Consider the following 11,251-nt stretch of genomic DNA (forward strand, 5'->3'; position numbering starts at 1 on the left):
AACACGGCCATTCGCGGATATGGAGTTCCGCCATGAGCGCATTCCACACCAAGAGCGTGCAGCTGCAGGACCAGATCCGGCGGGCACTGCGATCAGGGCGCTACCTGCCCGGCGACCGGATCGATCCGGCCTCGCTGGCCGCCGAGTTCAGCACCAGCCTCATGCCGGCGCGCCTCGCGCTGGAGCGCCTCGTCGGCGAAGGCCTGCTCGAGCACCACGCCCGGGGCGGCGTATACCTTCCGCTACCGGTCGAGATCGAACTGCGCGATGCCTATGACTGGATGCAGCGCCTGCTGCTGATGGCGTGCGATGTCGGGATCGCCGCCAGGGCCCCGGGTGGCGTCAGACAACCCCAGCTCCCCTCGAACGACGGCGACCTGGTCGAGGCGACCTGGCAACTGTTCGACGCCATCGCCCATGCTACTGGTCACACCTTTCTCTACCCGGCCGTGAGGCGTACGAACGATCAGCTCGCGCCGATCCGACGGGCCAAGCCGGGCCTGGTCGATGATGCATTCGAGGAGCTCGCCGCGCTGAACCGGCATTGGCAGCAGCGCGATCTCCCCAGCCTGCGGTCGGCATTGCACGACTACCACGAGCGCCGCAAGCAGCTGGTCCCGTGCATCACGGTGACGCTCAAGCGGCAGCACGAGCACCGGCAATAGCCGCGGGCGGCATGCCCGCCCGGCGTATCCGCAACCGGCGTCACAGTTGCAGATGATCAAGCAATGATCAGCAAAAGATCATTTGAAGATCAGGAAATCCGCCTCCTACGCTGAAGCCGTCATGGAGCCCCATGACGCAATCAGCAGGAGATGGAGATGAACAACAGAAGCGACAACAACGCGCGTCCGGAAGCCCAGGACGGCCTCATCGATCTCGGCGCCGTCAGCACCGAGACGAAGGGAATCGGGCCGGGCCGCGAGTTCCTCACCGAAGGCGAGAACCCGCTCATCGGGATCGCGGACGAGTGAGTGAAAGAGGGCGCGCCCTGCGCGCCCTCATTCGTCAAGACGGAAATGGCCGTTTGTTTACGCGAGCATCTCTACTACTGCCAGGCGGGCGGTCGCGTCGTCCTCATGGATCTGGAAAGAGACTCCTACTTCCTGCTTGCAAGGGATCTCGAGTCCATCTTTCTCGCCCATGCGGCAGGGCATGAAACGCAGCAGGTGGATCGGCAGAGGCTGGCAGCCCTCGACCTGCTACCCAACGCCGCGTGCGAGCGCCAGCTCGCGGTTGATTGCTCCGTTCCACCGCCTGCCCGCAGCGCGACTGAGGAACCAGCCTCTCCTGGACAGATACGCGCCGCAGTCGTCATCGAGGTGGCCTGGATCGTACTTTCCACGAAGCGCCGCCTGGCGACCGAGAACATCGCTACGGTCATCGACCGCTACCGGTTGCCGCCGCGTCGCGCTGCCGAACCCCTGACGTTCGGAAACACAACAGCCGATGACAAACGCTTGATCGATGCGGCCCATGACTACGCGGCCGCGCGGCGCTTCGTGCCGGCCAAGCCATCTTGTCTCCTGGACACGCTCGCCCTTCGGACGTTCCTGGCTAGGCGGCGACTCACCGCAAGCATTGTCTTTGGCGTGAGTCCGGCCCCGTTCGCCGCACACGCATGGCTCCAATCCGGCGACCTGGTGTTGAACGAAACGGTCTCGTACGCCCGCATGCATACGCCGATCCTGGTGGTGTGATGCCGTACCGCTACCTTGTCCTCCTGGACAGCTTCACGGACCAGGCGTCGCCGGACTCCAAGACTCTCCATGCCCAGCTGGTCGCTTGTGGCATGGAGTGCAGGCTGTCCCTCAGCGGGTTGAAGCTCTACGTAGGTAAGGAAACACCTTCCCTTGCACTACCGGGTGTGGGCCTGATCGTCGGCCAGGTGTTTCCCAGGGCTGGCGACACCTCCAGCAGCGCGCGGCCTCCTACCGATCTCCACCCCAATCCGGAACAGCTACTGCTCGCGCGCTACTGGGGCGAGTACATCGCGATCCTCGGCGGTCGCCACGCCGACGAACCGGCCAGGATCCTGCGAGACCCGTCAGGCGGGGCTCCGTGCATCTACTCGATCGACGGACGTCGCGGATTCGTGGCGTCCAATGTCTCCATCGCCGAAGCGCTCGGTCTTTGCGAGCGACGAGTCGACTGGGACGCGGTCACCCATTCACTGGTGTTCCCGCACTGGCGGAGCGCGCGAACGGCACTGCGCGGCATCCGCGAGCTCTTGCCCGGCTGCATGATGCGGATGACCGGGCGTGGCGTGGCGGAGGAGGCGGTCTGGTCGCCGTGGGACTTCGTGAGGCCCGCAGAGCGTCACCACTGCCCCGCCGACGCCGCCACCAGCGTTCGGGAGGCGGTCACAACGGCCGTGTCAGCCTGGGCCGATCTCGATCGTTCCGTGCTGCTGGAGCTGTCGGGCGGGCTCGATTCGTCGATCGTGGGCGCGTGCCTGCGCGACTCCGAGGCGAAGGTTGCCTGTTGCACGTTGACCACCCCCCTGTCCGGTACGGACGAGCGCCCCTATGCCCGACACGTGGCTACTCTCCTCGGGGAAGCCCTGCATACGCTGCACATCGGCGCCGACGGCCTGAACCTGGACTTTCCTCCGCCGGCTGGCGCCGTCATGCCCGGGATGACGCCGGTGCAGGAAAGGGTCGATGCGGCCCTCACCGCGGCAGCCGAGCACCATGGCGCACGCAGCTTCATGTCCGGGGCCGGCGGCGATACCGTCTTCTGCTTCCTGGGCAACGCGTCTCCAGCCGCAGACGCTTTCCGGTACGCCGGTCCGAGTGCCGGCTTCTCCGCTGTCCAAGACATCTCCGCCCTGCATGGCTGCACCTTGCCGAGGGCCATCGGACTCACCGCCAGGAAGCTGCTCCGCGGCCCCAAGCCGAGCAGGCCCGCAAACCTGGCCTTTCTCGGCCAGGACGCAAGGCTGACAGAGCCAATGCCACACCCGTGGCTGGAGGCACCACGCGATGCAAGGATCGGCGACCGGGAGTGGCTCACAGCCCTTGCCGGCACGCAGTGCTACCCGGACGGCACCGCCCGGAACCGGTTTCGTCCTGTGCGCTTCCCGCTGCTGTCGCAGCCCGTGGTCGAAGCATGCCTACGCGTTCCGACCTGGATGTGGGTGGCTGACGGCCGGAATCGCGCCATCGCCCGCGCCGCCTTCGCGAACAAGTTGCCTCCACTGATCCTCAACCGGAGGAGCAAGGGCTCCTATGTTCCGTTCGCCGGCCTGCTCTACGCGCGCTACCGAACGGGCATGCTGCGCTTCCTCGAAGACGGACAGCTCGCCTCGCGGAACCTGCTGGATGTCGCCGCGCTGCGCGCGTTCATGAGCTCCGATGTCCCGCCAAAGGATGTCTCCTTCCTGCGGATCTTCGACCTCTGCATGGTCGAGAACTGGGTTCGCCATCAAGGCACGGGGCGCGGCTCCTCCGGACTACCTGCAGGGCTCCGCCCACCCGCCCGCATCGATCGCCAGACCGCGTACTGATCCTGGTCGTACCGCCCCGGGCTCTCGTATTCCTGCAGCCAGAAGCGGAACCAGGCCAGGTTGCGTTCGTAGACCGCCAGCTGGTGCTTCGGCCAGAACTTGATATGCGGCTCATCCGCGAACACGTAGATGTCGGCCTTGCGTTCCTGCAGCATCGGCAGCGCGTACTCGAGCGCCAGCAGGTATTCCTGCTCTGACATCTGGAAGAGCACCGGCGCATCGATCCGGTGCCGGTTGAAGACGGGCGACATGGTGCGCCACCGTTCCGGCGTGTCTTCAAGCGACCCCACCTGCCAGCGCTCCATCACCGACTCCGCGAATCCCTCGCGCAGGCTGTTGAACAGATACCAGTTGGGCGAGATGGTCGGCGTGCTGACGGAGGCGGCCGACAGCACGTTGGAGTGCATCAGTGTCCACATCGTCACCTCGCTGCCATAGCTCAGCCCGCCCATGCCGACCCTCCCGGGATCGACCGCGCCCTGCGCGGCCAGATGACGGACAACGCTCTCCACCGCACGCGTGCCTTGCGCGTGGCTCTCGACGCCATCCACATAGGACGGGTTGGAGTTGATGCACAGCGCGGAGATTCCGTGCGCCGCCATCGTCGTCAACGGCCACTCGTCGCCCAGGCCTCCCCGCAGGAATCCGTAGCAGCTGTAGTAGTTGACGAACAGCGGTGGCGGTGGCGCGCCCTGCTTCACGGTGGCGCTGAAGAGCCAGCCGCTGAACTCGTCCCCACGCTCGTCGGTCCACCTCACCAGTTTCGCGGGAGCCGAGGCCGCGATCTGTCGTGCCAGTCCGAGGTTCGGCTCGTACAGCACCCGCTGGCGCCCATCGCGAAGCTCGATGGCCTCCAGCCTGGGCGGCCGGTCCGCTTCGGCCGTCACGCAGACCATCGTCCGGGAAGACAGCGCGCACGGAATATCGAACACCCGCCGGCTACTGCCACGCAGCAGGCCACGGCTGCGCACCAGCGGGGTCACGGCCCCGGTCTCCACGTCCCAACGGAAGATCGATTGCGCCCTGCCCTCGCGATGATCGGTCACGGTGAACACGATGGCGTCGCTGTCCGGCTGCCACTGGATGTCGGTGATGTCCCGGCCGGTGCACGGGTCCGCCGAGCACGTGATGGCGGGCGCACGAGCGGCCGAACTGGCCACTGACAGCTCCACATACGGCTTTTGCCGACGATCCCCTGCGTCGCCCACGCGTGTCAGCCTGGCGACGCGGCCATCCACGGGATGCGTCACCCGCTTGAAGGCTGCGGAGCCGTCTTCCGCACCCGCCTTATTCGCAGCGGGCGGGGAGGTGGCGACCGCGTCCGCGCCCCGCGCGTCCACGTCCACGCGCTTCCATCGGTCCGGCAGTCCGGACAGCAGCGGCCCGGGCGTGAACCATCCGCCGGCGAGCCGCTGGGTCACGGGCCGCCCACCGCTCTGTCCGGAACGGAACAGGCCGGCGCCGATGTAGGTGGTCCCGTCGATGCGAACGCCCCTGGCATGCTCCTCGCGCTCCGCATCGAGCACCTGTTCCCGGGTCGCGCCTACGCTGTAGTCCAGGGTGTTCCCATCGTGGCTGAGCACGAAGGCGCGGACGTCGGCGGCGTCCGCCGTCACCGGTTCCGTCCCCGAGCCATCGGTGGCCGCGCGCCAGACGCCGATCTTCCCGTCCAGCAGTGCGCGGTAGTAGATCCAGCGTCCATCCGGCGACCAAGTCGCGGGCGCGGACTCCACCACGCCCGTTGCAAGCGAGCGGAGCGGCACGCCGCCGTCGGCCACCCGGCGGGCCGGTTCGCTTCCCTCCAGGGCCTGGACGTACCACGCCGTGTCATAGGTATTCCGCTCCACGTTCGCCTGTTCCTGCCGGAAGGCCACCCGGCTGCCGTCCGGCGAGATCACGGGGTTGCCCAGGTCCACCACTTCGACCAACTGCCTGGGCGACACCGGCGCGGCGCCCGCCATGCCGTGGATCGCGGCCAACAGCGCCAGCAACACAATCGTTCTCCCAGGCGCGCGCCACGAGGCGCCCGTGCTCCGACCACCGGTCACGGCCATTGCCCCGCCCTCACCAGTGCCTGGCGATGGAAACGCTCAGGAAGCGCCCCATGGCCGAATAGTTGGTCGAGTCGAACGGCACGTCATTCACCGCGGCCGCCCAGGGCACGTACAGCGGGGGTGCGCGGTCCAGCAGGTTCTGGCCGCTCAGCGCGAACTCCCACCCGTCCCATGCGCCCCTGCCATCGTTGGTGGCGTAACGCACGGTGGCATCGAAGGTCGTGAACGACCCGCCCTTGCGCCCCGCAAGGTGGTCTGTCACGCCGCTGGTGTAGTTGGCGAAGACGGATGCCGTGATTCCACCTGCGGCCCATACCCCGCCGAACCTGCCGTTGAGCCGGGCCGGATGGAAGATCGTGCCGGACAAGTCCAGCTCTTCCTGGCCGGGCGTGTTCTGCTGCGTGCTGTCGAGCAGGCTTGCCGAGCCCCGCAGCGTCAGCCGCCCCGGCCCCAAGTCGAAACGGTACGAACCGGACAGGTCCACGCCCCGGAGCCGCTGCCGCAGCGCGTTGGTGTTGTGGTTGTAGGCGATGGCGGCCACGTTGTCCGGGTTGTACGGCGCGCCGCTGATGTTCTCGATGTCACGCACGTACCGCGCCAGCAGCGCGGCCTGCTGCTCCGCGCTGGGCGAAAACTCGATGAAGTCGGCAAAGGCCGGGTTGGTGAGGATCTGGCTGATCACCGCGAGCGGCGCCACCACGCGGTCGTAGTACTCGATGTCGAACAGCGTCAGTTCCATCTCCAGCCCCGGCAGGGCCTGCGGATGGAAGGCCAGCGAGGCGGTCGCGGTGCGCGCACGCTCCGGCTGCAGGTCCGGATTGGCGCCCCAGGTGATCAGCAAGGTGGCATCGCTGGGGTACCCCACCCCGCCGGCCAGCGCCGCGGGCACCAGGTAGACGAAGCTGCTGCCGAAGCGGCGGCTGAGCATCGGCGCCTTGAACGACCGGCCCCAGGAGGCCTTGGTGGTCCAGCTGGCACTGGGCCGGTAGACCACGCCGGCCTTGGGCGTGACCACGCTGCCGAAGTTGTCGTAGTCCTCGCCGCGGAGCGCGGCCGTGAGCAACAGGCGCTCGCCTTGCGACCCGGCCACGGGCGCGCCGCCCAGGGGCAGGCTCAGCTCGGCGTAGCCGAAGCGGCTGGCCTCGTCACCGCCATACGCGATGCCCTCCGCATAGAACTGGTTGCGGAAGCGGTTGGTGCGGTACCCCACCCCGACCGCCAGGCGCGCCTCCCCGCCGGCCGTGGCGAACAGCGGCCCCTCCGCGCCCACCTCGTACATCCGGCCTTCGTTGCAGTTGCAGGCGGTGCGCCTGAGCGTGGAAGCGCCCGATGAGGCCGTGACCGCCCAGATCTCTTGGTGGTTTTCGTCCTTGCTCCACGCGCCGCCTGTCGTGAGCGCCCAGCCGCCGGGCAACGGGACCTCCACCGTCGGCGACAGCGTCAGCGTCGTGTTCTTGAACCGGTTGTCGTACCAGAGGGTCGGGTGGCGCTGGTAGTACACCTGCTCACGCGCACTCCTCAGCACGTCCACGCGCAATTCGGTGCCATTCCCCACCTCATGATGGGCGCTGAGCAGCCCCACTTCCAGGGTGTTGCCCGGGAACAGCGTGTGCGGCCCGGCCATCGCTTCGGTGTAGCGGCGCTGGCTGACGTCCACCGGATCGGTCGCCACCCGCTGCGCCGAGGCGATCAGGCCGCCGCCGTCCCACACGGCCCCGGCAGTGCCGCTGTATTCACGCGTGCCCAGGCCGCCATCCGTCGCGGCGCCATAGCGGGTGCGCAGCAGCACGCCATCGAAGTCCCGCCGAAGGATGACATTGCCCACCCCGGCGACCGCATCGGACCCGTAGATGGCGGATGCGCCATCGGCCACGATCTCCACGCGCTCCACGGCGTCCAGCGGGATGGCACTGATGTCGACCGAATCGTAGATACCACCGTAGGATCGGCGCCTGCCGTTGAGCAGGGTGAGCGTGGCGTCCGGCCCCGCCCCGCGCAGGTTCAGGCTCGATCCCCCGGTGACGTTCTGGTTGGACGCATTGCCGGAGCCCGTGGCGCCCAGCACCCCGGGGTTCTGGCCGCCGCTGAAGTTCTGCGGCACGCTGCGGATCACTTCACCCAGGTCGCCAAAGCCTTCCTCGCGGATGTGCTCGCTGCCGATGGTGATCACCGGCGAGGGCGAGGTGCCGCCGCGGATGCGGGTGCCGGTGACGGTAACCGTATCCATGTCCCGCGTGCTTCGATCCCCAGAGGGCGCTTCACTCTTCGGCCACTGCATGCGATCCGCGGATTGGCCTGCTGGACTGGTTGATCGGGCTTCGCCGCTTGTGTTGCCCTCCTGCGGCGCGGACTCTCTTCCTCGGGGACGGATTGTGGCTGCATTGTCCGCGCTGTAGACGACCTCGAGATCTGTGTTTCCAAGCATTTGCTGCAGTGCTTGGCGTTTGTCGAGTTGTCCTTTGATCGGCCGTACCGTCAGCCCACTCACAGATTCCTGGCGATAGAGCAACTGCATACCCGCTTGCTCGGCAAATGCCTTCAACGCTGCGGACATCGGCTGCTCTTCGATATCGAAGTTCGCGACATCGACTTGCTGCGCTAGCGCTACGGCGGACGCCGTGAGGCCAATCGACAGGGCAAGCACGCCGGGTCGTAACGCTTTGCCGATAGCACGAAACAACGTGGTGTTACGTACGTACAGCTGTTTCATCGTCGACTTCCCCGGTATTGATCGTCCACGGCGCGATGGCCGCCCCATGGACTACGAACCCCGAGGATGACAATCCCCCCATACGACTTGCGATACCTGTCCTAGTTGGATCTATGAAAGCTCTTCTACTCGTCACTGCCTGGAATCAACGTGCACCCGGCCGCCCTCGCGCTGCACGTCCAGCTCCAATCCATCTTCCAGCATCGTCAGCAGTGCTTCGGCGCCTTGCGGATTGGTCTGGAACGTCCCGCCGATCTTCAGGTCGTGGGCGCCCGCACCGACTTCGATCTGTAAGGGCGTGTAGCGCCCGATCTCCGCGACGACCTCCTGCAGCGGCCGGTCGTCGAAGTACACCGTGCCACCGCGCCACGAGATCTCCCGCTCGACCTGGGGCATGGGCAGCGCCCGCACGCTGGTGCCTGCGATTCTAAGGTCGGCCTGCTGCCCAACACCAAGCAGTGACACCGGAACTTGATCCATTGCTGTATCTGATGGCGTCTGGCGCGTGGACACCGAACCGACCTTGACGCGACCCTCGCTGACGGTGACGCGCACGCCATCGTTGCGTCGATGGACATTGAACGCTGTGCCCACCGCACGGACCCAAGTGCGGTCGGCAACGACCCAGAATGGCCGCTCCGGTGCGTGCGCGACCGTGAAGAATGCTTCGCCCTCGAGCAACCGGATAATTCGCGCGCCCTCGGTGAAGTCCACCCGGATCTTGCTGGCGCTATTGAGCTCAAGCCGCGATCCGTCGGGAAGCGCGATTGACGCGTGCTCGCCGATACCGGTTTCGAACGCTGTGCCCTGCTGCAATTGCCACCACCACCCGCACCCAATGGCCAGGACTGCGGTCACGGCGGCTGCGGCGAGCGCACGCCAGCGTCCATGTTTCACGCGTGAAGCTTCCTGCATCGCGTTGCCGAACGACACCGCGCGCACCGTTCGGCCCGCCGATGCGAACCGCTGCCACGTCGACATCAGGTCGTCGTATGCCACCACGTGACGCGGATGGGCCGAGCGCCAGGCTTCGAACTGCTCACGCTCTTGCTGGGTGACATCGTCCGACTGCAAGCGCGCAATCCACTCGCTTGCCTCCCGTCGAGCGCGTTGCACGCTGGGTAGACGGTGAACTTCATTCATCGCTCGCTGACTCCTTGTCGACGAGGCCGTACTGCCGATGCATGTAGGCGTGCGTTTCCCTGAGCGCTTTGGAGATGTGCTTCTCCACCGTCTTGGTCGAAATGCCGAGCTCTTTGGCGATCTGCTTGTAGGAGTAGCCCTGGAACAGCTTCATGGTGAACACGGCGCGGCACTGCGGCGACAGCCTTGCGACCGCCTGCTGCAATAGCCGTGCTTCCTCGCCGGCGATCAGTCCGTCTTCGGGCGAACGCCCCCCATCGTGATAGACCCCGACGTCGTCGATATCCCCCACCAGGTCGGTCGGAGCCACGCGCGCCTGCCTGCTCTGGTTGTATGCGAGATTGCGCACTGTCACGAATAAGAACGCCTGAGGACGTTCAACCCTCTCGCCTTGCTGATAAGTCCGGACGTACGCCTCTTGCACAATATCCTCGGCAGCACACGGGGATCCCGTCAGCCGCAGCGCATACCGTCGCAGGGACTGGTAAGTCTCTGAAAAAAAGCGGCTGAATGCGTCGTGTTTGGAGGATGGCTTGGACATCATGGCATAGCGTCAATGCCTGAACCCTACGACGCGCAGATACGTCGACGCAACTGATTCCTTCGCGGTGAGACATTGGCCAACTCACTGATTATCCGGCGTATTTAGATAGGACACGTGACGGGGCTATTTCCCCCAGTCCGTGACGCTGAATGCCCTTCGCCTAAGCGCGCACGCCTTCTATGGATGGTTCGCGCATGGTTCCGGGTTACTCGTCGTCTCCACGTGGTTGACGTCCGAGGTATCCGCTCACGACACAGAAAAATGGGCGGCATTTCTGGCGCTCTCCCGCGTTGGCGCCACGGCAAGCGTGGCCGGCTCCAGGTACATATCGGTGATGCTGTTGCGGGCCGCGGTGCGGCTCATCGCCCGGCCGGCGCCGTGGCTGCAGCTGTGGAGTCTTCGCCCTTGCCCAGGCCGCGGCCGATGAAGCTCTTCGCGCCCATGCTGCCGGGGACGATGCCGGGTTCGCCCCTGCCCGCCCGCACCGCGTCCTTGCGGGTCATCAGCATTTCGCGGCCGGCGTGTGCCTCCGGTGTCATCCAGGTCCGACAGGCCAGCCGCATGCGGAAATATTGACCTGTGTCCCAGCATCGAATCAGCAAAGACATCAAGTTGGAACACGGCCATTCGCGGATATGGAGTTCCGCCATGAGCGCATTCCACACCAAGAGCGTGCAGCTGCAGGACCAGATCCGGCGGGCACTGCGATCAGGGCGCTACCTGCCCGGCGACCGGATCGATCCGGCCTCGCTGGCCGCCGAGTTCAGCACCAGCCTCATGCCGGCGCGCCTCGCGCTGGAGCGCCTCGTCGGCGAAGGCCTGCTCGAGCACCACGCCCGGGGCGGCGTATACCTTCCGCTACCGGTCGAGATCGAACTGCGCGATGCCTATGACTGGATGCAGCGCCTGCTGCTGATGGCGTGCGATGTCGGGATCGCCGCCAGGGCCCCGGGTGGCGTCAGACAACCCCAGCTCCCCTCGAACGACGGCGACCTGGTCGAGGCGACCTGGCAACTGTTCGACGCCATCGCCCATGCTACTGGTCACACCTTTCTCTACCCGGCCGTGAGGCGTACGAACGATCAGCTCGCGCCGATCCGACGGGCCAAGCCGGGCCTGGTCGATGATGCATTCGAGGAGCTCGCCGCGCTGAACCGGCATTGGCAGCAGCGCGATCTCCCCAGCCTGCGGTCGGCATTGCACGACTACCACGAGCGCCGCAAGCAGCTGGTCCCGTGCATCACGGTGACGCTCAAGCGGCAGCACGAGCACCGGCAATAGCCGCGGGCGGC

10 protein-coding genes are annotated in these 11,251 nt (G+C 66.4%); 5 read left to right on the top strand and 5 right to left on the bottom strand.

Annotation, left to right across the window (positions count from 1 at the left end):
• Positions 1-32 precede the first annotated feature (32 nt).
• The 4 genes from QFW77_RS13025 to QFW77_RS13040 all read left to right on the top strand — a co-directional run bounded on the left by QFW77_RS13025 (position 33) and on the right by QFW77_RS13040 (position 3,508).
• Positions 33-665, top strand: coding sequence for a GntR family transcriptional regulator (locus tag QFW77_RS13025; protein ID WP_280572726.1), 633 nt, complete (start codon positions 33-35; stop codon positions 663-665).
• 156 nt (positions 666-821) lie between these two features.
• Complete coding sequence (locus tag QFW77_RS13030) at positions 822-974, top strand: benenodin family lasso peptide (RefSeq protein ID WP_280575202.1); 153 nt, start codon at positions 822-824, stop codon at positions 972-974.
• Positions 975-1,700, top strand: coding sequence for a lasso peptide biosynthesis B2 protein (locus QFW77_RS13035; RefSeq protein ID WP_280575203.1), 726 nt, complete (start codon positions 975-977; stop codon positions 1,698-1,700).
• The gene (locus QFW77_RS13040) at positions 1,700-3,508 is read left to right on the top strand and encodes an asparagine synthase-related protein (protein ID WP_280575204.1); all 1,809 of its coding nucleotides are present in this window, start codon (positions 1,700-1,702) and stop codon (positions 3,506-3,508) included. The genes QFW77_RS13035 and QFW77_RS13040 overlap by 1 nt, the downstream gene beginning before the upstream one ends.
• Here the strand turns inward: QFW77_RS13040 and QFW77_RS13045 are convergent.
• The 5 genes from QFW77_RS13045 to QFW77_RS19150 form a co-directional block, all read right to left on the bottom strand.
• Positions 3,427-5,502, bottom strand: coding sequence for an Atxe2 family lasso peptide isopeptidase (locus tag QFW77_RS13045; RefSeq protein WP_280575205.1), 2,076 nt, complete (start codon positions 5,500-5,502; stop codon positions 3,427-3,429). The two genes, QFW77_RS13040 and QFW77_RS13045, sit on opposite strands and share 82 nt — an antisense overlap.
• Positions 5,503-5,572: 70 nt before the next feature.
• Positions 5,573-8,272, bottom strand: a complete 2,700-nt coding sequence (locus QFW77_RS13050; protein WP_280575206.1) for a TonB-dependent receptor domain-containing protein — start codon at positions 8,270-8,272, stop codon at positions 5,573-5,575.
• Positions 8,273-8,404: 132 nt separating this feature from the next.
• Positions 8,405-9,415 (bottom strand): FecR family protein, encoded by a 1,011-nt coding sequence (locus tag QFW77_RS13055; protein ID WP_280575207.1) that lies wholly within the window; start codon positions 9,413-9,415, stop codon positions 8,405-8,407.
• On the bottom strand, positions 9,408-9,959 hold the full coding sequence (locus tag QFW77_RS13060) for an RNA polymerase sigma factor (protein ID WP_280575208.1): 552 nt from the start codon (positions 9,957-9,959) through the stop codon (positions 9,408-9,410). The genes QFW77_RS13055 and QFW77_RS13060 overlap by 8 nt, the downstream gene beginning before the upstream one ends.
• Before the next feature lie 359 nt (positions 9,960-10,318).
• Entirely contained in the window at positions 10,319-10,609 is a 291-nt protein-coding gene (locus QFW77_RS19150) for an RtcB family protein (protein WP_425603326.1), read from the bottom strand.
• On the opposite strand from QFW77_RS19150, the gene QFW77_RS13070 reads away from it, so the two are divergent.
• On the top strand, positions 10,608-11,240 hold the full coding sequence (locus QFW77_RS13070; protein ID WP_280572726.1) for a GntR family transcriptional regulator: 633 nt from the start codon (positions 10,608-10,610) through the stop codon (positions 11,238-11,240). The genes QFW77_RS19150 and QFW77_RS13070 overlap by 2 nt on opposite strands.
• The last annotated feature ends 11 nt before the right edge of the window (positions 11,241-11,251 follow it).

It is taken from the genome of Luteimonas endophytica, from assembly GCF_029887875.1.
Classification (GTDB): Bacteria; Pseudomonadota; Gammaproteobacteria; order Xanthomonadales; family Xanthomonadaceae; genus Luteimonas; species Luteimonas endophytica.

What these genes read in the sequence shown, in the direction of transcription:
- QFW77_RS13025 (WP_280572726.1), top strand. Translation starts at nt 33, where the DNA reads ATGAGCGCATTCCACACCAAGAGCGTGCAGCTGCAGGACCAGATCCGG.
- QFW77_RS13040 (WP_280575204.1), top strand. Translation starts at nt 1,700, where the DNA reads ATGCCGTACCGCTACCTTGTCCTCCTGGACAGCTTCACGGACCAGGCG.
- QFW77_RS13060 (WP_280575208.1), bottom strand. Translation starts at nt 9,959, where the DNA reads ATGATGTCCAAGCCATCCTCCAAACACGACGCATTCAGCCGCTTTTTT.
- QFW77_RS13050 (WP_280575206.1), bottom strand. Translation starts at nt 8,272, where the DNA reads ATGAAACAGCTGTACGTACGTAACACCACGTTGTTTCGTGCTATCGGC.
- QFW77_RS13030 (WP_280575202.1), top strand. Translation starts at nt 822, where the DNA reads ATGAACAACAGAAGCGACAACAACGCGCGTCCGGAAGCCCAGGACGGC.
- QFW77_RS19150 (WP_425603326.1), bottom strand. Translation starts at nt 10,609, where the DNA reads ATGGCGGAACTCCATATCCGCGAATGGCCGTGTTCCAACTTGATGTCT.
- QFW77_RS13055 (WP_280575207.1), bottom strand. Translation starts at nt 9,415, where the DNA reads ATGAATGAAGTTCACCGTCTACCCAGCGTGCAACGCGCTCGACGGGAG.
- QFW77_RS13070 (WP_280572726.1), top strand. Translation starts at nt 10,608, where the DNA reads ATGAGCGCATTCCACACCAAGAGCGTGCAGCTGCAGGACCAGATCCGG.